Origin of the sequence: Nonomuraea sp. NPDC049607 (genome assembly GCF_040675375.1) — a bacterium.
Taxonomy (GTDB): Bacteria; Actinomycetota; Actinomycetes; order Streptosporangiales; family Streptosporangiaceae; genus Nonomuraea.
The window spans coordinates 32,028-52,838 of record NZ_JBFAOV010000050.1 but is presented as its reverse complement, the minus strand read 5'-3'; the positions used below and the strand labels follow the sequence as shown (position 1 = coordinate 52,838).

20 protein-coding genes and 2 tRNA genes are annotated in these 20,811 nt (G+C 70.2%); 6 read left to right on the top strand and 16 right to left on the bottom strand.

Annotated elements, in window-relative coordinates; translation table 11 throughout:
* Window positions 1-91 precede the first annotated feature (91 nt).
* From AB0J97_RS47180 to AB0J97_RS47165, 4 genes are all read right to left on the bottom strand, one after another.
* A complete protein-coding gene (locus AB0J97_RS47180) occupies window positions 92-937 on the bottom strand; it encodes an aldehyde dehydrogenase family protein (RefSeq protein WP_357706345.1) in 846 nt (281 codons plus the stop codon).
* 179 nt (window positions 938-1,116) lie between these two features.
* Entirely contained in the window at window positions 1,117-2,535 is a 1,419-nt protein-coding gene (locus AB0J97_RS47175) for an aldehyde dehydrogenase family protein (protein ID WP_364102631.1), read from the bottom strand.
* Window positions 2,536-2,619: 84 nt separating this feature from the next.
* The gene (locus tag AB0J97_RS47170; protein WP_364102628.1) at window positions 2,620-5,475 is read right to left on the bottom strand and encodes an AAA family ATPase; all 2,856 of its coding nucleotides are present in this window, start codon (window positions 5,473-5,475) and stop codon (window positions 2,620-2,622) included.
* A 104-nt stretch (window positions 5,476-5,579) separates the two neighbouring features.
* A complete protein-coding gene (locus AB0J97_RS47165; protein WP_357706342.1) occupies window positions 5,580-5,726 on the bottom strand; it encodes a hypothetical protein in 147 nt (48 codons plus the stop codon).
* A gap of 209 nt (window positions 5,727-5,935) precedes the next feature.
* Here AB0J97_RS47165 and deoC point away from each other — a divergent pair, with 209 nt between their 5' ends.
* Window positions 5,936-6,865 carry a deoxyribose-phosphate aldolase gene (gene deoC / locus AB0J97_RS47160; protein ID WP_357706341.1) on the top strand — a complete coding sequence of 310 codons (930 nt, stop codon included), beginning with the start codon at window positions 5,936-5,938 and terminating at the stop codon, window positions 6,863-6,865.
* Window positions 6,866-6,867: 2 nt separating this feature from the next.
* On the top strand, window positions 6,868-7,563 hold the full coding sequence (locus AB0J97_RS47155) for a hypothetical protein (RefSeq protein WP_364102625.1): 696 nt from the start codon (window positions 6,868-6,870) through the stop codon (window positions 7,561-7,563).
* Here AB0J97_RS47155 and AB0J97_RS47150 read toward each other — a convergent pair.
* The 8 genes from AB0J97_RS47150 to AB0J97_RS47115 all read right to left on the bottom strand — a co-directional run bounded on the left by AB0J97_RS47150 (window position 7,560) and on the right by AB0J97_RS47115 (window position 13,166).
* Complete coding sequence (locus tag AB0J97_RS47150; protein WP_357706339.1) at window positions 7,560-8,126, bottom strand: TMEM165/GDT1 family protein; 567 nt, start codon at window positions 8,124-8,126, stop codon at window positions 7,560-7,562. The genes AB0J97_RS47155 and AB0J97_RS47150 overlap by 4 nt on opposite strands.
* Window positions 8,127-8,352: 226 nt before the next feature.
* Window positions 8,353-9,405 (bottom strand): UDP-N-acetylmuramate dehydrogenase, encoded by a 1,053-nt coding sequence (locus tag AB0J97_RS47145; RefSeq protein WP_357706338.1) that lies wholly within the window; start codon window positions 9,403-9,405, stop codon window positions 8,353-8,355.
* Window positions 9,406-9,687: 282 nt separating this feature from the next.
* The gene (locus AB0J97_RS47140) at window positions 9,688-10,593 is read right to left on the bottom strand and encodes a hypothetical protein (protein ID WP_357706337.1); all 906 of its coding nucleotides are present in this window, start codon (window positions 10,591-10,593) and stop codon (window positions 9,688-9,690) included.
* Between the two features lie 99 nt (window positions 10,594-10,692).
* On the bottom strand, window positions 10,693-11,121 hold the full coding sequence (locus AB0J97_RS47135) for a MaoC family dehydratase (RefSeq protein ID WP_357706336.1): 429 nt from the start codon (window positions 11,119-11,121) through the stop codon (window positions 10,693-10,695).
* Between the two features lies 1 nt (window position 11,122).
* Complete coding sequence (locus AB0J97_RS47130; RefSeq protein ID WP_357706335.1) at window positions 11,123-11,572, bottom strand: MaoC family dehydratase N-terminal domain-containing protein; 450 nt, start codon at window positions 11,570-11,572, stop codon at window positions 11,123-11,125.
* 231 nt (window positions 11,573-11,803) lie between these two features.
* Window positions 11,804-11,968: a 50S ribosomal protein L33 gene (gene rpmG, locus AB0J97_RS47125; RefSeq protein ID WP_019632658.1), complete on the bottom strand. Its 165-nt coding sequence runs from the start codon at window positions 11,966-11,968 to the stop codon at window positions 11,804-11,806.
* A gap of 71 nt (window positions 11,969-12,039) precedes the next feature.
* Window positions 12,040-12,113: transfer RNA gene (locus tag AB0J97_RS47120), tRNA-Met, on the bottom strand.
* Between the two features lie 732 nt (window positions 12,114-12,845).
* Window positions 12,846-13,166: a hypothetical protein gene (locus AB0J97_RS47115; protein WP_364102619.1), complete on the bottom strand. Its 321-nt coding sequence runs from the start codon at window positions 13,164-13,166 to the stop codon at window positions 12,846-12,848.
* Window positions 13,167-15,147: 1,981 nt separating this feature from the next.
* Between AB0J97_RS47115 and AB0J97_RS47110 the strand changes: the two genes are divergently transcribed.
* Window positions 15,148-15,714, top strand: coding sequence for a hypothetical protein (locus AB0J97_RS47110; protein WP_364102616.1), 567 nt, complete (start codon window positions 15,148-15,150; stop codon window positions 15,712-15,714).
* A gap of 321 nt (window positions 15,715-16,035) precedes the next feature.
* On the opposite strand, the gene AB0J97_RS47105 is transcribed toward AB0J97_RS47110, so the two are convergent.
* Window positions 16,036-16,800 (bottom strand): GntR family transcriptional regulator, encoded by a 765-nt coding sequence (locus AB0J97_RS47105; protein WP_364102613.1) that lies wholly within the window; start codon window positions 16,798-16,800, stop codon window positions 16,036-16,038.
* A gap of 826 nt (window positions 16,801-17,626) precedes the next feature.
* Between AB0J97_RS47105 and AB0J97_RS47100 the strand changes: the two genes are divergently transcribed.
* Complete coding sequence (locus AB0J97_RS47100; RefSeq protein ID WP_364102643.1) at window positions 17,627-18,313, top strand: phosphotransferase; 687 nt, start codon at window positions 17,627-17,629, stop codon at window positions 18,311-18,313.
* 65 nt (window positions 18,314-18,378) lie between these two features.
* On the opposite strand, the gene AB0J97_RS47095 is transcribed toward AB0J97_RS47100, so the two are convergent.
* On the bottom strand, window positions 18,379-18,609 hold the full coding sequence (locus AB0J97_RS47095) for a hypothetical protein (RefSeq protein ID WP_364102609.1): 231 nt from the start codon (window positions 18,607-18,609) through the stop codon (window positions 18,379-18,381).
* A gap of 415 nt (window positions 18,610-19,024) precedes the next feature.
* Between AB0J97_RS47095 and AB0J97_RS47090 the strand changes: the two genes are divergently transcribed.
* Entirely contained in the window at window positions 19,025-19,435 is a 411-nt protein-coding gene (locus AB0J97_RS47090) for a hypothetical protein (RefSeq protein WP_364102607.1), read from the top strand.
* Between the two features lie 185 nt (window positions 19,436-19,620).
* Here AB0J97_RS47090 and AB0J97_RS47085 read toward each other — a convergent pair.
* Window positions 19,621-19,693, bottom strand: a tRNA-Thr gene (locus tag AB0J97_RS47085).
* Window positions 19,694-19,733: 40 nt separating this feature from the next.
* Entirely contained in the window at window positions 19,734-19,964 is a 231-nt protein-coding gene (locus tag AB0J97_RS47080; RefSeq protein WP_364102604.1) for a transposase, read from the bottom strand.
* Between the two features lie 144 nt (window positions 19,965-20,108).
* Here AB0J97_RS47080 and AB0J97_RS47075 point away from each other — a divergent pair, with 144 nt between their 5' ends.
* On the top strand, window positions 20,109-20,744 hold the full coding sequence (locus AB0J97_RS47075; protein ID WP_364102601.1) for a hemerythrin domain-containing protein: 636 nt from the start codon (window positions 20,109-20,111) through the stop codon (window positions 20,742-20,744).
* Window positions 20,745-20,811 lie beyond the last annotated feature (67 nt).

Below are 20,811 nucleotides of genomic sequence, written 5' to 3'. Positions count from 1 at the left end.
TATCTGGCACAACGATCACACCGGCCAGCCGGTCAAGAGGTCACTCACTCGCTACGACCACTGATCACCCGGACCCCTTGGACTCAACCATCTAGACGCCGGCCGGATGCCAGACGGTCTTGGTCTCCAGGAACCGCGTCATGCGCCCGAGCCCCGGATCGGCCGTCCAGTCCTCGCGCACGGGACGCAGCACGCGCTTGAGGTTCTCGGCCGCCTCCTGCTCGCAGCGCAGCGCCAGGTCGGCGTCCTCGACGCCGGTCAGGTCGAGGCCGTTGACGTCCATGTGCGCGGCCAGCCAGGGCGCCAGCTCGGCCTGCCGTCCGGTCAGGATGTTGACCACCCCGCCCGGCAGGTCGGACGTGGCCAGCACCTCGGCCAGCGTGATCGAGGCGAGCGGTGAGGGCTCGGAGGCGACCACGACGCACGTGTTCCCGGTGACGATCACCGGCGCGACCACGGACACCAGCCCGAGCAGCGGATCGGCGGGCGCCACCACGGCCACGACCCCGGTCGGCTCCGGCGAGGACAGGTTGAGGTACGGCCCCGCCACCGGGTTCGCCGACCCGCGCACCGACGTGATCTTGTCCGACCAGCCCGCGTACCAGACCAGCCGGTCGACCGCCGCGTCCACCGACTCAAGGGCGGCCTTCTTGCCCGTGCCCAGCTCCTCGGCGAACTGCCCGCGCCGCCCCTCCAGCATCTCGGCGACGCGGTAGAGGATCTGCCCCCTGTTGTAGGGGGTCGCGCCGGACCAGCCGGGGAACGCCTTGCGCGCGGCCACCACGGCGTCACGCGCGTCCTTGCGTGAGGCGCGCGAGGCGTTGGCGAGGAAGTCGCCCTTGGGCGAGGTCACGGGATAGGACCTCCCACTCTCCGAGCGCGGGAAGGCCCCGCCGATGTACAGCTTGTAGGTCTTTCTGACGGACAACCTACTCATCGCCCCGACCTCTCCACGTGGACTCCTGCGTCGTCTGAACCGGGGCGAACACCTGGCCGCACCTGCTGACGCCGCAGCGGTGGGCGAACCAGCCGACGCGTACGGGCCGGCCGGCACGGGCGAAGGCGTGGCCGCCGGTGGCCTGGGCACGCCGCCCGGACCGCCGGGCACGGCGATGATCACACGTCAAGGTAGGCCTCCAGCCCCGCGAGACCGCCTTCACGGCCGTACCCCGACTCCTTGTAGCCGCCGAACGGCGAGGTGGGGTCGAACTTGTTGAACGTGTTGGCCCAGACGACCCCGGCCCGCAGCCGGTCGGCCATCCACAGGATGCGCGAGCCCTTCTCCGTCCAGATGCCGGCAGAGAGCCCGTACGGGGTGTTGTTGGCCTTCTCCACGGCCTCCGCGGGGGTACGGAAGGTCAGCACGGACAACACCGGCCCGAAGATCTCCTCCCGGGCGATCCGGTGGGACTGGGCGACCCCGGTGAACAGGGTGGGCGGGAACCAGTAGCCCCGGTCGGGCAGCTCGCACGCGGGCGACCAGCGCTCGGCGCCCTCGTCGGCCCCGGCCTCGGACAGCTCGCGGATCTTGGCGAGCTGCTCGGCCGAGTTGATCGCGCCGATGTCGGTGTTCTTGTCGAGCGGGTCGCCGAGCCGCAGCGTGCCGAGCCGCCGCTTCAGCGACTCCAGCAGCTCGTCGTGGACGGACTCCTGCACCAGCAGCCGGGAGCCCGCGCAGCAGACGTGGCCCTGGTTGAAGAAGATGCCGTTGACGATGCCCTCGACCGCCTGGTCGATGGCGGCGTCCTCGAAGACGATGTTCGCGGCCTTGCCGCCGAGCTCCAGCGTGAGCTTCTTGCCGGTGCCCGCGACCGTGCGGGCGATGATCCGGCCGACCTCTGTGGAGCCGGTGAAGGCCACCTTGTTGACGTCGGGATGGGCCACCAGCGCGGCGCCGGTGTCGCCCGCGCCGGTCACGATGTTGACCACGCCCGGCGGCAGCTCGGCCTGCTGGCAGATCTCCGCGAACAGCAGCGCGGTCAGCGGCGTGGTCTCGGCCGGCTTGAGCACGACCGTGTTGCCGCAGGCCAGCGCGGGAGCGATCTTCCAGGCCAGCATGAGCAGCGGGAAGTTCCACGGGATGACCTGACCGGCCACACCGAGCGGCTTGGTACCGAACCCGGCGTAGGCCAGCTTGTCGGACCAGCCCGCGTAGTAGAAGAAGTGGGCCGCGACCAGCGGCAGGTCGACGTCGCGCGACTCGCGGATCGGCTTGCCGTTGTCGAGCGACTCCAGGACGGCCAGCTCGCGGGCCCGCTCCTGGATCAGGCGCGCGATGCGGAACAGGTACTTGGCCCGCTCGGCGCCCGGCAGGGCGCTCCACACGCCGAACGCCTTGCGCGCCGCCTGCACGGCCCGGTCGACGTCGTCGGAGGAGGCGGAGGCGACTTCCGCCAGCTTCTCCTCCGTCGCCGGGTTGACCGTCTTGAAGGGAGAGCCGGAGCCGTCCACGAACTCACCGTTGATGAACAACCCGTACGACGGCTTGAGGTCGACAATGTCGCGCGACTCTGGCGCGGGTGCGTAGTCGAACATCGCCGTCAGCCCAGGGTGAGGTATAGGGACATCACCTTGCCAGCGTAGACGGTCGGTCCGAGTGCTCCGAGGGGCCTGGAGCTCCTACGTGAGGAGGGACAGGCGATGCGCCGCCGCGGCGGCCTCTCCGCGCGTGGTGACACCCAGCTTGGCCAGGATGTTCGACACGTGCACGCTGACCGTCTTCGCCGAGATGAACAGTTGGGCGGCGATGTCCCTGTTGGTGCGGCCCTGGGTCACCAGGCGCAGAACCTCCAGCTCACGCGGCGTCAGCAGCTCCGACGCCGTCTCCTGGGCCTGCTGGCCGCCGCCCACGCGGCGCGACAACGCCTCGATCTCCTCGACCAGCGGGGTGGCGCGCAGCTCGACGGCGAGCGGGCGCGCCTGCCGGAGCCGGGTCGCCGCGCCCTCCCTGTCGCCGCTCCTGGCCGCGGCGCCGGCCGCGCGCAGCAGGGCCTTGGCCTGGTTGTGCGGGCGCATCAGCCGCTCCCACGCCGCCGCCGAGGCGTCGAAGTCACCGCTGTAGGACAGCCGGTACGCATCCGCCACCGGCCCGCTGATCGTCAGCTCGGCCGCCAGCTCGGCGGCGTGCGCCCGGACCGCGGCGGTCCGGTCGGGTTCGAGGTCTTCCGCCGCGTCGCAGACCGTGCGCAGCAGGGAGAGCAGCCGCCAGCCCAGCATGGCCTTGCTCGGCAGCCGCGGATGCGACAGCGCCCGCTCGGCCACGGCCAGCGCCGCCCACGGCTCGCCCTTGAGCAGGTGCCAGCCGATGTGCAGGCGCGCGTTGCTGATGACGTCCTGGACGAAGTCCTCAGGGCGGTCCTTGAGCACGCCGATCTCCGACAGGATGCCCTCGACGAGCTGCACCTCGCCCCTGGCCAGCCCGATGTCGGCCCGGACGCGCAGCACGGCGTACCGGGTGCGCAGGACCGGCCCGTAGTTGAGCGTGCTCTCCACGCGGTCGAGCGCCTCGTCCCAGCGGCCGAGGGACTCCAGCGCCTCGGCCCAGTTGTTGAGGATGAACAGCCCGCTGCCGCGCAGCCGACCGTACTTCTTGGCGTAGCGCCAGGCCTCCTCCGACAGGCGCAGGGCCTCCTCGGCGCGGCCCATGTCGATCAGGGAGTCGATGTTGTTGCCGAGCGCCCTGATGATGATCCGGCCCGAACCCTCGTCCTTGCCGAGGCCGATCGCCTGCTCGTTGACGGCGATGACCCGCTCCAGCTCACCCCGCAGCGAGTGGCCGAGCGCCATGTTCATCAGCAGGTCGGCTTCGAGGCACCGGTCGCCGGACCGCCTGACCAGGTCGAGGCCCTCGACGATCAGCTCGTCGGCCTCGGCGACGTGGCCGCGCAGCATGAGCTGCCTGCTCAGCGTCATGACGACCTCCGCGCGCACCGGGCACGGCTCGGGCACCAGTCGCAGGGCGTGCCGGAGCAACTCGATGACGCCCATCTGGCCCTTGGACACCTTGAACGACGCCTGGCGGACGATGAGCTGGGCCACCCGGTCCGGTTCCTCGTTCTCGTCCAGCTCGGCGAGGGCGGCCTTGACGAACTTCACGCCCTTGTCCACCTCGCCGCCGGCGTTCGCGGCCTCGGAGGCGCGTTCGAGCACGGCGGTGTGGTCCACGCCGATGCGCCGGGCGGCGTCGGGGACCCGGTCCCAGAGCATGAGCACACGTTCCAGCAGCGGCACGGCCTCGGTGTAGGCGTACGCCTTGAACGACTTCTGCGCGGCCTCCCAGGCCGACACCAGGGCCCAGAGGTCGTTGCGGGCCCCGTACCAGTGGTGGGCCAGCTCGACGGCGGCGCGACCGGGCGGGACGAGCGAGCGGTCCTTGGAGATCTCCTCGGCGTACCTGGAGTGCAGGCGCTGGTGTTCGCCCGGCAGCAGTTCCTCGTGCACGGCCTCCCGGATCAGCGCGTGCCGGAAGACGTAGGCGCGGTTGTCGGCGATCTGCAGCACGTTCCCGGCGATGGCGGGGCGCAGGGCCGCCTCCAGCTCGATCTCCGACAGCCCGCTGACGGCGGCCAGCAGCGCGTGACCGACCCGGTTGCCGCCCGCCGCGGCCATGCGCAGGACGCGCTGGGTCTCCTCGGGCAACCGTTCGACGGCGTTGAGGATGAGGTCCTGCATCGACTCGGGGAACGTGCAGTCCTCGCCGCTGTCGAGCAGGGCCTCCACGAACAGCGGAATGCCCTCGCTGCGTTCGTAGACCTTCTGGACCTTCACGTATTCGGGGGCGGCGCCGAGGATGCCGGCCATCTGGGCGGCCACCTCGTCGCGCGACAGGCGGGGCAGGTCCAGGCGGTGGACGCCGTTGACGCGTCCGAGCTCGGCCAGCACCGGGCGCAGCGGATGCTGCCGGTGCAGGTCGTCGGAGCGGTAGGTCATGACGATGAGCACCTGCGGGGCGTGCAGGTTGCGGCTGAGAAAGGCGATCAGGTCGCGGCTGGACCGGTCGGCCCAGTGGATGTCCTCGATGACGAGGATCGTGGGGCGGCTGTCCGCGAGGCGTTCGAGGAGGGTGAGGAACTGCTCGAAGAGCCGGGCGCGGCCCGTGTCGGTCTCGCCGTCGCCGCTGGGCTCGCCGAACTCCGGCAGCAGCCTGGCCAGATCGCGCTGGCCCCCTTCGGGCAGCAGCGCGGCCACCGCGGCGGGGCCCTGCTCTCTGACGAGCTGCCTGAGCGCGGCGGTGAAGGGCGCGTACGCCAGACCCTCGGCCGACAACTCCACGCAGCCACCGACCAGCACCTGCGCGCCATCGGCCACGCAGGTCTCGGCGAAGCGCTGCACGAGCCGGCTCTTGCCGACCCCAGCCTCTCCGCCCATGAGCACGGACGTCACCGTGCCCTTACGCGCCTCGTCGAAGCTCTCTCCGAGAGCGACGAGCTCCTCCGCCCGCCCGACGAAGACGGGACTCACCGAACGTCCCAGCATGTCGTTCAGCATGCCATGCCCTATCAATCGCATTCGACGGGTTTAGGGGGGTGCAGAGGCCCGGCCGCCACATGCGATGACGCGGCCGGGCACTCTTGGGGCGGTCATGACGAACGGCGCTTGCCGAAGACCGAGCGCCGCTCGGTCTTGTTTCCCTTCATGGCCTCGCGTACTCGGCGGTGCTCGGCGGCGGCCTGCCGGAGCTCGCTGGCGTAGGACTTCATGAGCTCGTACTCGAGTTCGGGGTTCATCTTGTTCTCCTGAACATGTGCTGCTTTTCCCTGACATCTTCAATGTTCGGCCTAAGGCCCGGCCCGGCACATCGGGTGGATGCCCTATCTGCGGGCGCACCCAGGGCGGGACATACCTAGATCGGGGCCCGTCCCGCCTTAGGCGGCGTTCCCGTCCGTCCGGTTTGGAGGTAGTGGCCCTGGTCGGCGATGCTGTGAAGGTGTCAACTGTGACTACCTCGCTCGCGGACGTCGCCTCGTCCCACGCGACGCTGCGCGCCTTCCTGCACGGCCTTCCCGGAGTCGACCGGGTGGGCGCCGACCAGCGGGCGGCCATGCTCGGCACCCGTTCCATCAAGACCACGGCCAAGGCCCAGGCCATCGACCTGGCCATCTCCATGGTCGACCTGACGACGCTCGAAGGCGCCGACACGGCGGGCAAGGTCCGGGCCATGTGCACCAAGGCCGTGCACCCGGGCGGCGGCGCCCCCAGGGTGGCGGCGGTGTGCGTCTATCCCGACATGGTGCCGGTGGCCGTCCAGGCGGTGGCCGGGTCGGGGGTCAAGGTGGCCTCGGTCGCCACCGCGTTCCCCAGCGGGCGCTCCTCGCTGGAGGTCAAGGTGAGCGACACGGCGCTGGCCGTGGGCGCGGGCGCCGACGAGATCGACATGGTGATCGACCGCGGCGCGTTCCTGTCCGGCGACTACATGAAGGTCTACGACGAGATCGTCGCGATCAAGGCCGCCTGCGGTCCCGCGCACCTGAAGGTGATCCTGGAGACGGGCGAGCTGGCGACGTACGACAACGTGCGCCGGGCGTCCTGGCTGGCCATGATCGCGGGCGCCGACTTCATCAAGACCTCGACCGGCAAGGTGTCCCCGGCGGCCACGCTGCCGGTGACGCTGATCATGCTGGAGGCGGTGCGCGACTTCCGCGACGCGACCGGCCGCCAGGTGGGCGTCAAGCCGGCCGGCGGCATCCGCACGACCAAGGACGCCATCAAGAACCTGGTGCTGGTCAACGAGACGGCGGGCGACGACTGGCTCTCCCCCGACTGGTTCAGGCTGGGCGCGTCCTCGCTGCTCAACGACCTGCTCATGCAGCGCGAGAAGCTCGCCACGGGCCGCTACGCGGGCCCCGACTACTTCACCCTCGACTGAGGGTGACGGCCCTCGGGCGGCTCTACGAGGTGTTCGGAGCCGTCGGCCGGCCCGCGAGCGTGTCCGGCTGTCCCCATTGCGTGGAGCCGGGCGAGGAGGCGTGCCTGCTGTCCGGGCCGGTCTCGGCGATCGAGGCCGGCTCGCTGGCCCGTTACGCGGCCAAGGCGCTCACCACGTGGGGTGACGTCCCCGAGTTCCGCTACTTCCTCCCGCGCCTGCTCGAATGCGCGGCGGCCGACGCCTTCTCCTATCCCGACCCGGAGATCGTCCTCGGCAAGCTCGCCGTCGCGGGCTGGCACGACTGGCCGGCCGCCGAACGCACGGCCGTCACCGCGTTCCTGCACGAGTGGTGGCACGACACGCTGCACCGCCATCCGTCCCGCCCGCCGGCCGACACCGTGCTGTGCGCCGTCGCCGCCACCGGCGTGGACCTCGCGCCCTTCCTCGACGCCTGGGCCGGGCTGGAGAGCGACGCGGCGATCGCCCACCTGCACGACTTCGTCACCGGCGGCCTGTCCGGGCGGCGGCTGACCAACGCCTTCTGGGACCGCGACGCCCCCGCCCACGCCCAGGTCCTCGCCTGGCTCGCCGGCGGGCCCGCGGCGCGCGCGGTGGAGGCCGCCTTCGCCCGGGAGAGCAGGGAGCCCGTGCTCGGCCTGCTCGCCGACGTCCACCAGGCGCTGCCGCCGCGCTCCTAGAGGATCGCGTCGACGAGCAGCACGATGCCGAAGACCGCGAACGCGGCGGCGGCGCCGTACCGGATGACCTTCTCGGGGAGGTGCTTGCCGAGCAGGCGGCCCACGAGGATGGCCAGGGCGTCGGCGGCGACCATGCCGACAGTCGAGCCGATCCACGTGCCGAACCAGCCGTGCTGCGTGGCCAGGGTGATCGTGGCGAGCATCGTCTTGTCGCCCAGCTCGCTCAGGAAGAACGCCACGGTCACCGCGACCAGGACGTTCCTGGTCGTACGGCGGGCCTTGTCCTCCTCCTCCTTGGTCAGCTCGTCGCCCCGCAACGTCCACAGGGCGAACCCGAGGAAGGCGATGCCGGCCACGATCGAGATGGCCGTCGTCGGCAGCGCCTTCCCGACCAGCTCGCCCACACCCACGCTCAGCAGGTGCACGACCGTGGTGGCGATGGTGATGCCCGCGAGCACGGGCCAAGGCTTGAAACGGGTGGCGAACGTCATCGCCATGAGCTGGCTCTTGTCACCGAGCTCGGCCACGAAAATGACCGCGAGACTGATCCAGAACGCGTCCAACCGGTCCTCTTCCGCGCGACCAGACCGGAAGCAGGCACCCGGGGGATCTTCGGGCACGACTTTCGGCCCGGCAGCGTCTTTGTGTCATGACTGCCAGGCCGAAGGTCTCGTCCGCCCGTTCAGGCCCGTGTGACCGGGCGCGATCACGCGCCAGTATGTCGATCACACGATTGGGACTACTCCCCTTCGGAATTACCAACACACCATAACAGCCCACGCAGAGCCGTCATTCCCCCAGGTCGTCCGCCAGCGTGCAGCCGACCAGCACCGGCTCGTTGACGAGCGTGACGCCGAACTTCTCCCGCACCCCGTCGCGCACCTCCGCGGCCAGCGCCAGCAGGTCGGCCGTGGTGGCGGCGCCCACCGGGTTGGTGAGGGCCAGCGTGTGCTTGGTGGAGATGCGCACCGGGCCGCGCTCGTAGCCCTTGGGGAAGCCCGCCTGCTCGATCAGCCAGGCGGCCGGCACCTTGACGCGGCCGTCGGGCATGTCCCAGCGCGGGTGGCCGGGCGCGCGTCCGGCCAGCTCGTCGGCGTGCTCGGCGGTCAGGATCGGGTTGGTGAAGAACGAGCCCGCGCTGCGGCTGTCGGGGTCGGACGCCGGGTCGAAGACCATGCCCTTGCCCCGCCGCAGCCCCAGGACGCCCTCACGGGCCAGGCCGAGGGGCACGCGGCCGCCGAGCTCCACCCCGAGCCGCCCGGCCAGCTCCTGGTAGGCCACCGGCCCGGACAGGTCCGACACGTCCAGCGCGTACGTCACCGCGAGCACCACGTGCCGCGACAGGTCCCGCTTGAAGGCGCTGTCGCGGTAGGAGAACCCGCACTGGCGCGCCTCCAGGTCGACCACCTGCCGGGTGAGCCGGTCGTAGGCCCGTACGCACCTGATGGTCTGCGCCACCTCCTGGCCGTACGCGCCGACGTTCTGGATCGGGGTCGAGCCCACCAGGCCCGGAATGCCGGACATGCACTCGATGCCGGACCATCCCTCGGCCACGGCCCGCTCGACCAGCACATCCCAGTCCTGGCCCGCCTCGACCGTGAGCAGCACCTGCTCGCCGTCCCTGGAGACCGTCACGCCCTCGGTGGCCACCTTGACGACCAGCCCGTCGAAGCCGTCGTCACCGATCACCACGTTGCTGCCACCGCCGAGCACCAGGGTCGGCACCCCGTTCATGTCGGCCTCGGCGACGAGGGACACGAGCTGCTCCGCCGTGACTGCCTCGGCGAAGTCGCGGGCGGGGCCGCCCAGGCCCAGGGTGGTGTGCGGCGCGAGCATCTCCATGAGCCCCAAGCTTATGAGCCCCCCAGCCCACCCAGCACCCCCTCCACCGCCCCCTCCACCCGAACAGCATCCTGTCCGGGCAGCACTCCCACCCGGGCAGCACCCCGTCCGGGTGGCATTCCCAGCCGGGCAGCACCCCCTCCGGGCAGCACTCCCTCCGGGTGGCATTCCCAGCCGGGCAGCACCCCACCCGAGCCGCACCCCCATCCGGGAGGCTCCCCTTCCCGTGGGTGCGTCCGCCCGTTCGGGGGGCTTTCGCAGGTTGGGGGGCTTGGGGTGGGCTCAGCCGTGGAGGGCCTGCTCGCCGTGGTGCTCGGAGTCGAGCCGGAGGACCGGGAGCGGACCTTCGGGCACCACGAGGCTGCCCTCAAGCGCGTGGGAGAACTCCAGGTCGGCGTCCTCGCCGCGCTCCGCGTCCTCGGGGAACGCGCCCAGCGCCGCCGCCCTGCGCACCGCCATCAGGTCGCAGCGCAACGCCTGGACCCTGCCGGGCTCCTCGGCCTCGGCCGCCCGCCAGCCCGCCGCCACCGCCCCTTCCACGATGGCCGCCACCAGCGGCGTCACCGCGTCGCCGGTCAGCGCGAGCGAGGTCTCCATCAGCACGTGCACCTCGGACTCGTCCAGCCGCAACAGCTTGGTACGCCCCTCACCCCACCCCGCCGTGCCCCCGTCCGCCCGCGAGGTCTCGGCAACGTGCCACACCGCGATCCGCTCCGGGTACCGCGCGGCCAGCTCGTCCAGGACGTCTCCCGCGCCGTCGACGTTCCCCAGGTCGAGGGCCAGGATCCGGGTGTGCGTGTGGTCGATCACCGACTGAACGCACGCCAGCACGTCCTCAGGCCGGCCATCCACGAGCAGCCCGACGGAGACCGTCACGTCCCTGGTCTCGACGCGCTGGCGCTCGGTGTTGACGCCCAGGTCGTCCATGCGGTTCGTGGCGAGGGTGGCGTCCCAGACGCGCTGGGCGTGCAGCATCGTGTCGTCGGGGTCGCCGTGCTGGCCGGGGTCGCCCGAGAAGCCCAGCGCGGCGGCGGGGTTCCCGTGCGCGCCCACGCCTCTGGGCCGGGCCCGTCCGGTGCCGACCCCGGTGGCGGAGCCGCCGGTGGTGTCCCGTCCGCTGCCGCTGCTGCCTCCCACCTGCTCAGGGGACGCGGGACGCAGGTGAGCGGGCGGCTTGGTGTCGGTCACGGACGACACGGGGATGGAACGGACGGTGGGCCAGACCTGTCGCGCAACTTCACTCATAACAACACGGGCTACCCGCGACCTGCCCGACATATCACGGCATCAGGAGAGCTGTATCACCGCGCGCGCCTTCGACAGGACCTCCGCGTCGCCCGCCTTGGCCGTCAGCCCGACGACCACCCGCTTGTCCTCAAGCTTCTCCTCCACGACCCCGCCGACCGAGATCGTCGCCCCGTGGTCGTCGTCCGGCACGATCACCATCGACGAGAACCGCACGCCGAAGTCCACCACGGCGCCCGGATCGCCCGCCCAGTCCGTGACGTACCGGCCCGCCTGCGCCATTGTGAACATGCCGTGCGCGATCACGTCGGGCAGCCCGACCGTCCTGGCGAAGCGCTCGTTCCAGTGGATCTGGTTGAAGTCGCCGGAGGCGCCGGCGTACATGACCAGGTTCAGCCGCCGGACGTTGTAGTCCACGACGGGGAGCTCCTGCCCGACCTCGACCTCGTCGTACCTCACCGTGGCCGCCATCTCAGCCCGCCCCTCCGCGCTCGACGATCGTGTTGTAGGTGGTGCAGACCGGCTCTCCGGCGGCCGTCGTCACGTCGCTCCTGATCGTCAGCAGCTCGTTGCGTCCCGCGCTCCGGATGTCGGTGATCGTCGCGGTGGTGACCAGCTCGTCGCCCGCGCAGATGGGCCTGACGTACTCGAACCGCTGCTCGCCGTGGACCACCATCGCCAGGTTCAGACCCAGCTCGGGATCGACCAGCGCCTCGCCGCCCGCCTGCAGGCTGAACACGATGGGGAACGTGGGCGGCGCGATCACGTCGGGGTATCCGGCGGCCCTGGCGGCCTCCCTGTCGCGGTAGACCGGGTTGTGGTCGCCGATCGCGGCCGCGAACTCCTTGATCTTCCCCCGGCTGACCTCGTACGGGGCGGCGGATGGGTAGGTCCTGCCCACGAAGTCACGGTTCAAGGCCATCAGTGCTCCCTCGTATGTCTTCAACGAGCGCTGCTGAGGCAGACGGTAACAGAACAAGGTTCGGCTGTCGCCGCTCATGGCGTGCTTTTTGCCGGGGCCTGGGTCAGTGCCCAGGATGGGCGCCCATACCAGGGCGAAAGCGCCCAGGAAGGACGCTCAAGGCAGTGAGAACACGACAAACCGGCGCCCCAGACGGGACGCCGGTTGTGCGATGTGGAGGCAGAAGTACCGCTAGCGGGTCTCGCGGTGCGCGCGGTGGCAGCGGCAGTTCGGGCAGTACTTCTTCAGCTCAAGCCGATCCGGGTCGTTGCGCCGGTTCTTCCGCGTGATGTAGTTGCGGTGCTTGCACTCCTGGCAGGCCAGCGTGATCTTCGGCCTAACGTCGGTGGCAGCCACTTGGGAGTGCCTTTCTACGTTCGGGACATGGACACACCCGTACCCAGGCCGACTGACCTGGGATTGGGTAGTAGCGGAGGCCGGACTTGAACCGGCGACACAACGATTATGAGCCGTTTGCTCTGCCTGACTGAGCTACTCCGCCTTGGCCGGAAACTCCCGGCCCGTAGAGGATACCCGAAGCTGGGAGCACATTAGTAACTCACCTGATCGGGCGGGTGCCACCAGTATGCCCCAGGTACCTCCGACAATCGAAATCCGATCATGCCACCTAGGTCTCGCCTGGGGAATCACCTGCGGAGGCTCTCGCCACAGTAGCAGCCGTCCTTTGCCCACGCGAACGCCTGGACCAGGCACGCAACGAGGGAAAGGCCGCCCGGCTTCGGGCATTCGCGCAGTCGACGGAGGGGTGTCCGCGGCGGACGCCGGCGCAGCGGCAGAGGGGGTCCGTCGCGGACGTCTGCGCACCACCAGAGGGGGTGACGCGCAGTCGGCGCCAGCGCAGTGACGAGATGGACAGAGCGGGTAGCTCTGGGGCAGACAAAGGGAGCGTGGCGGACACCCGTCCACCACATAAGGAGAACGCGGACACCCGCGCGCCACGCAAAGGAACGCGGTGACCCGCGCGCCACACGAAGGAACGCGGTGACCCGCGAAGGAACGCGGTGCGCACCCGTGCGCGGCGCAAGGGGAACGCGGTGGACACCCGCGCGCCACGCAAGGGGGGCGCTTCGCGCGGATGTCCGGCGAGGTGCCGCCCACCTCGACCGCGTCCCGGCTCTTGCACGACGAAACCGGTCCCCCGCCCGTCGCGCTTCATGGCGGCCGCGTCAGACCGGGCCGGGCGGGCCTGGCGAAGGGTGCTGGTTCGTCGGGGTCAGGCCTGGCGTTCGTCGACGCCGACAGCGCCGACGCCGCTGCCCCAGCTTGCGCATTTGCCCTCGGACCTGCCCGAGCCGCCGGGGCCGAGAGTGACCCACGGGCCGACGACGTCCGGGCTCCAGCCGCAGGTGATCACGGCGCGGTACACCCAGGTCTGCCCGGTGGGGTTGTGGCAGTCGGCCCGGCCGACGTAGCCGTCCTCCGGGGCCCGGCCGCTGTTGCACTGGAGGCTGCCGGCCGAGGCGGGGGCGGACGGGATGACAAGGCCGGAAAGGGCGGCGGCAACACCGGCGACGAGGGCCAGTTTCCTGTTCATGTCGTCTTCCTCTTCTGCTCGTACTGCTCGGGGTTTCGGCGCTGTTCTGCGCTCGAATGCCAGGAAAGCCATCGGGCGCCGGTGTCCAACAGCAGGGCGGACAGGCTCGTCCGGAGTCGTCCACATGCGAGCCTGACTCGGACGCCACTGAAATCCCCCCGGACACGTACGGTCATCGTTCGTACACTGTCGGACAGGACACGGCCGGTCGGGGAGAGGGGCGATGGGCGAGGACCAGGAAGGCGCGGAACCCGGCGTGGAGTCGGTGAACTGTCATGAGGGCCTCGTGAGGCTCCTGGCCGAGCAGTTCGCGCGAGCCGACGTGTCGCTGCGGGAGCTCCAGGCGCGGGCGGACAGGGCGGGCGGGCCCCGGCTTCCCCGGGCGACCTGCGCGGACATGCTGGCCGGGCGACGGTTTCCGAAGAAGGCGGTGATGGTGACGTTCCTGCGGGCTTGCGGGGTGCCCGATCATCGGGTCCCGGAGTGGGAACGGGCCTGGGAACGCGTACGGATCGCCCGCATGCCCCCCAACGGCTTCCAACTCGCCGCAACAACCTTCTCCCCCGAAAACCCCACTCTCCCGGCCCCCGCCGCCTCTCCCACCGCCCCCACCCAGCCGACCCCCGGCCCCCTGGTGGACGCGCACCCGCCGCACATGCCGCCTCTTGAGGGGATGGGCCACCCGGGCACCACAGCCCTCACGGAACTGGGCCAGCCAGGCACCACAACCCCCGCGGGACTGGGCCAGCCAGGCACCCCAGCTCACACGGGACTGGGCCAACCTGGTGCCACGCCTCACACGGGGCCGGGCCAACCGGATACCGCGGCTCTCATGGGGCCGGGCCAACCGGGTGCCGTGCTCGTCGGGAACTTCGCCGAGCCTGGCGCGCCTCCCGGAGGGCCCGTCCAAGGCGCCGCGTCTTTCGGTGGGCCCAGTGGTAGCACCGCAGCGCTCGGGGGACCGGGCCAAGGCGCCACGCCCCTTGGAGAGCCTGGTCAGGGCCCTGCGCTCCCCGGCAGGCTCGGCGAGGTCGTCGCGCCTTCTGGAGGGACGTCTCTGCCGGATGCTGAGCCTCCTGGAGGCTTCGCCCAAGCCGGCTCCCAGCATGTCGGAAGTGCTACACCGCCTGGGGCCGTTGCCCCACCTTTCGGAGCCGCCATTCCGTCCGAAGGAATTGCAACCCCGCCTGGCGGAGCCGCTGACGCGCCGCTTGGAGGCGCTGCCCTGCCTACCGAGGGGCTCTCCGCCCACCCCGCCGGAGGCTTCACCGAGCCTCATGACGGGACAGGCCGCTCGACAGATGCTCAGATGGCGTGGAGTGGGCTGCCTCCGGCCGGTGCCCCTTCTGTCGGCGCGCCCGTCAGCGGCGGTCAACCATCAGCTACCCCCCCGACCGGCGGTCTCCCAGTCGAGAGCCTGTCGAGCGGGGGGCTTACGGTGGGCGGCCTCCCCAGCGGTGCACTCCCGGTTGTTTCCGGCGGCGGGTTGGGGGGCGACAGGCGTCCCTGCAGTTTGGCTTTCGGCGGGCTTTCTGGTGGTTCGGCGGTCGGTGGCCTTCCTTGCGCCGCATCCCCGATGGGCGCTTTGCCCGTCGGGGGGCATTCCGCCGCCAGGCCTCCTGGTGAGGGAACTCCTGGTGGCGAGCCGTCGGCCGGCGAGCACACGCCGAAGGCGTCCGCGGAGGGTGTTCCCGCCCTCGGCAGGGCCCACGCCGCCGCTCCTCTGCCTCTTGTTCTCCCTGCCAACGCTTCTCTGCCCGATGCTCTCCCCGCCGACGCTTCCCCGGTCGGCGGGGGGCCGGGCGGTCCGGCGGCGGGTGGGGTGGCGGCCTCGCCAGGCGGGGTCGCGACTCCGCCGGCCGGAATGGCGGCTCCGGCAGGCAGGGTGGCGACCTCGGCGGATGGGGTGGCGACCGCTCCAGGCGGGGTGGGGGCTTCGGCGGGTGGGGCGCGGGGGTCGGGGCGGTGGAGGGTGATCGGGGTGGCGGCGGTGGTGCTGGCCGGGGCCGTCGGGGTCGGGGTGGCGGTCGGATTGTGGATGGCGCCGCGGCAGGTGGAGCCACTCACCCTGGGCCGGCCGGTCTCGGACGACGGGCGCGCGTTCGGCCCCGGAGGTTCGAGCCGGTTCACGGTGACCGTGGACCCCGCCAACACCGGCGTACGCCTGATCCGCCGCCTGGACGCCGGCATCTCCATGCAGCAGGCGGCCATCACCGTGAACGGCGCCCCCGCCGGCATGTGGCACCCGTTGCCCGTCGAGAACACCTACCGCTGGCGGGACCAGGCCGTCGACCTGCCGCTGGCGCTGACCGCGGGCCGTCGTTCGCTCACCGTGGTCAACACCTTCGTCTCCTCCTCCCTCGACTTCAACGAGTTCCTCTACGTCGTCAGGCAGCAGGTGAAGGGCGTCTGGTCGATCGCGGACACCGTGGACGTGGGGCCGTACCACACCACCAGCGAGGCGGCCCACGGCTACCGGCTCACCGGCCCCCAGACGTTCGCCGACACCCGCCACTTCGCCTACCCGCCCCTGGACGAGACCGCCTAGCGACGGAACCCCGGACACGCGAAAGCTCCGGACGCTTCCCCACGTCCGGAGCTTTCGTGGATGGGCAACCAACCCTCACCGGCCTACTGCCCACCAGTCCACCTTCTATGCTTTTGTCCGTTTTGCGCAGAGTTGTGGCGTGACACGCCGGCACGGCCCCCGCGGCCTCCTCGGGGCGAGACAACGCCTCAAGGCCACCCAGACCGCGAACAGCCGCCCCCCTCAGCCACTACGGCACCATCGGCCAGATCGTGCAGCACGTCGACCTGGCGATGAGTCCCGCTCACCGGAATCCCGGCCACAGAGAGCCAGGACCACCAGTCACGAAGGGTCCGCAGGGTAGCGGTAGCGCAGATTCCACTGATATGTCGGCATCACATAGGTGGTGACCTTGACGGCCCGACCGTTGGCCGTCCACCCGATATGGAAGATCTCGTACACCCACTGATCAGGGATCATCCGCAAAAAGCGCGCCTCATCGGGCGTAGGCGGCCGGACCCGGACGTTCTCCTCAAGCTCGACCTGCGCATGCCCCAGTTCGGCCAGGCGGCTGCTGATTCCGCCGACTCCCGGGTCGACTTCGGCGATCGGCGTCCCATCGGCGATGTCCCGCGGGATGTAGCTGATGGCGATCTGAATGGGGACGTCGTCGGCCTTCATGCGTCGCGCGCGGATGATGACGCTGTCGGTGCCGGCGTCGACGCCCAGGACATCGGCTACGTCCAGTGGGGGGCGGCCGGGGCCGACCGTGTTGGCAGAGTTCAACTCGTGGCCGAGCTGGGCAAGCTCGCTCGCCAAGGATCCCCGAACATCTCCACGTTCACGGTGATCACGGCTATGCCGTACAGCGGCGTCACGCAACAGAGGCGGCAGAGCATGAACATAGGTGCCCACACCCATGTGCACATAGACCAGCCCCTCCCCCTTCAAGATGCGCAGAGCCTTGTTGACGGTGGCCCGGTTCACGTGGAGTTCTTCGGCAAGCTGATCTTCATTGGGAAGCAGAGAGCCACGCGGATAGACGCCGTCATGGATGGCCTGACGGATTGTGGCCGCCACGTCGCGATAGCCGCCTGATGTGATCACCACCTCACCTTAGCGGAAGTATGTACTACATACTCGTTGACCATGTCTCGGTCTAGACCTACGAAGTATGTAGTACACACTTCGCTGACCAGTAAGAACAACTAGAGGCCGCAGCCGCACAAAGTGCGGACTGCCGAAAGTGTGTGCTGCCGAAGCCGCCCCGGCCCGGGGCGCATCCCAAATCCCTGTGGGAGGACGACATGACCATCACCATCGAACGCCCCACCCTGGCCGACGCCACGATGCTGGTCACGCCGCAGCTCTTCGACCGGCCCACCGCGCGCATCCGCGCCGACCACCCCGAGCACGCCCACCAGGCCGAGAACATCATGGCGGAGGCGCTCGCGTTCCTCGCCGCCTGCGCCGCCAACCCCGGCGCCGGCCTCGGTTCGTCCGAGCTGGTCGACATCGGCTGGCACACCTTCCTGATGTACACGGAGGAGTACGCTCGGTTCAGCGCCCGGGTCGCGGGCAGGTTCATCCACCACCAGCCGGACGACGTCCCCGGCCAGACCAGTGGCGCGGCCGGCCTCGCCGCCACCGTCAAGGCGATAAGGCCGCGGGTTACCGGGTCAACCCGGCGCTGTGGCCGACGGCCGCTGAATGCAGCGGCGACAAGTGCCACCAGTGTCACGAGGGGTGTTATGACTCGCCGAAGAAGGTGGGCTGATCTGCCGGAGCAGGCCCGCGCAGCCGTGGAGGCACAGACCGGTCCCGTGGCCGTCACGCGGTCAGCGGAGATCGGGCTGACCTCCGGGCTTGCGGCCAGCATCAGCAGCACTGAGGGTGCCGTCTTCTTCGTGAAGGCGGCCCCGCCGCCGCCCCCATCGCTGGACATCTGCTCAAGGAGCGCGCCGCCGCCCATGCCCTGCAGTCGAGCGTGCCGGCTCCGCGCCTGCTGTGGACTGACGATGTCGAAGGCTGGCACCTCCTGCTGTTCGATCACGTCGACGGCACCCCGGCAGACCTGTCCCCTGGCTCCGCCGACCTCGCCGGCGTCATGGAAGCCGTCGCGTCCATCGCCAGGCCCTGCACGTGGCCGGCGCCCCCAGCCACCAGGAAGATCGGCGGCCTCCTCCGGGTCGCCCAAGAGCACCTCGCCGAATCGCCAACCAACGACCTGGAGCCGCTCGTCAAGGCCCTGGACGTGGCAGCCTTCGACGGCGACATCCTCGTCCACGGCGATCTCCATCAGGACAACCTCCTCGCCCACCACGGCAGGGTCCAGATTGTCGACTGGTCGATGGCGTGCCGTGGATCTGCCTGGCTGGACGTTGCACTGCTGGTGCCGCGGCTCGTCGACGCAGGGCACACGGCCGCCGAGGCCGAGCAGGTGGCCGCGTTGGTACCTGCGTGGGCGGACGCCCCTAGGGAGCAGGTCACTGCTCTGGCCGCAGTTCGCAGCCTCTTCGCCAGCCGGATGGCCGAGGTCGGCCCACAGCACCTGACAGCGAAGCGCCGGTGGACAGCGGAGGCTTGCCGTGCCTGGGTCGAGTACCGCACCGAGCTGTAGTCGTACAACAACCCGCCGCTGTACCGCTTACGTGGGTGCCACGGTCTCCCGTGGCGGAGACGGGATCACGCCTGACGCTTACCAGCCAGCATTGCCATGGCAACCCCTCCCATCATCGTCCCCGCCCCGGCCAACACCAGAAACAAGGGCTTCGCCAACGCATGTAACGCCATCGCCACCTGGAACGGGCCGCCTTCGGAGACGATGTAGCCCTGCACTTGGAAGAGAGCTACATACAGGCCCCATGCGACAAGCGAAGTTCCTGCGGCCACGAACAGAGAAGTAATCAGTCGCATTCGCCGAATGGTAGGCCGGAAGGGGCGGGTCGCCCATCGGCGACCCCGGCGCCGTACAGCGATGGTTCACGCCGTCTTAGGCACGCTGATCTGCCGCACGAGCACCGCCACGGCGGCGCCCGCCTGCGACATCAAGACCGCGGTTTGCTCAGGCGAGGCTTCCCCTGCGAAGGGGACCGCCGCGGACATTGCCGCCTGGGCGAGCCCAGGATGGCCGCCTTGACGCCGCCATCCGTGCTCTTGGCAGTGAACGCCACCCGCACGCCAGCCGCAGCGATCACAGCCGCGTTCACGCCCGCCGCCATGGCATCCGTCCCCGGCAGCCAGAACGAGTGTCCGGATGCGGACAAGGTCAGGGGCAACCAAACGGAGAGCGGCGACGTCTCATAGGGGCCGATGTCTCAGGAGTCGCCCCATGACCTATCCGCCCCAGCCGCCCCAGGACCCGTACGGGCAGCCCTATGGGCCGTCAGGGCCGCAGGACCCGCAGGTGTACGGGCAGCAGGGGCCGCACCACTACCTGCCTCAGCCGTACAGCCAGCCCTACCAGGTGCGGCCCTACGCGCAGCCGTACCAGCAGGCGTGGCAGGCACCCCAGGTCGGGCCGGTGCAGTGGGTCACGGTGCGCGAGCGCGGGTTCAACCCGACGGCGTTCATCGTGCACCTCTGCCTGTGGCTGTTCGTGCACTGGTGGCTGGCAGGGTGCAGCATGGGGATCTGGTTGCTCGCCGCGATCCCGCTCACGTTCATCGGCTGGAATGTCACCAGGACGTATCCGATCCAGAACGTCTACCAGCCGCCTTATCCGCCGATGTATCCGAGATGAGGGTGTTGCCGGCTCCGTTCGTGGCGGAGAGCGGGAGCCGAACGCCCCGATGGGGGTTCGCGGGGAGGCGAATTTCCGACTTCGCGTGCGGAATCAATGGGCTCTCATGGCGGATGGCTCTGGACAACGAGAAACGCCCGGCCCCAAGTCACCTTGGTCCGGGCGTCGCGCCTGCTCACTACAAGAGCCCCCAAACGGAATCGAACCGTTGACCTTCTCCTTACCATGGAGACGCTCTGCCGACTGAGCTATAGGGGCCTGTCCGCTCGCTGCGGACAGGTGTAACCATACACGGCACTCAGCCATGATGCGAACTCGTACGGACCTCCGTCGCGGTGGCGGATCGGCGGCGCGCGGCAAGATCGACGACCTCGCACAGATCGGCCAGGTCGACGTGTCCGGCCACCTCCTCGACCGAACGGCAGTCGGCGACGAGCCACCCGTTCCTGAGCACCCGCAGCACCTGCCGGCCCGCTCGCATCGCCGGCACGATCTCGACGCCGTCGAGGCCGACCCATCGCCTGTCCATAGCGGCACACCTTAGCCCGCGGGTCTCTCAATTTCCGTCCGGCCACACGTGTTACAGCCATGCCAAGTCGGCACAAGTCGGCACCAAGAAGTGTCTAAGAGCGGTCGCCCACGCTGGTGCCCACACGACAAGAGGAGCACCGAAATGGCACCCAACATGCTCGGCTTCCGCATCACGCACCGGGCCATGCGCGGGGACACCCGCCGTCTGGCCGAGGTGATGAGCGCGATCGCCGCCGGCGAACAGCGGGCCGGTCAGGAACGGCTGCGGGCGATCGCGACGTTCACCGCGAAGCTCTGCGCGGGCATCCACCACCATCACCAGGCGGAGGACAACGTGCTCTGGCCGGTCATCGTCCGCTCGGCGGGCGCCGAGGTGGACCTGAGCGACCTGACCGACGACCACGCGGCGCTCGACCCGCTGCTGGAGGAGATCACGACGGCCGCGGCGCAGCTCGGCGCAGACGGGCAGGCGGCCCGGCGCATGGCCAAGTCCCTGGCCGCGCTGGCCGACCTCCTGGACGAGCACATCGAGGAGGAGGAACGGCTGATCTTCCCGGTCGTCGCCAAATACGTCTCGGAGGCCGACTGGCAGAAGGTCGAGACCGAGGTGCGGAAGGGCGGGGACGCCCGGTTCGACCTGCCCAGGATCGCCCAGTACGCCGAGCCGGCGGAGCTGGCCGAACTGCGGCGTCTGGCCGGGCCGGTGCTCGTGGTGCTGCTCGCGCTCATGCGGCGCGGTCACCAGCGCCGCCAGGCCCTCATCTTCGGCACACCATGAGCCTTCCCGGCCGGCCAGAAGGCCGCCCGGCGGCAAGCCCTCCAGGCCGGTCAGGAGATCGCCCGGC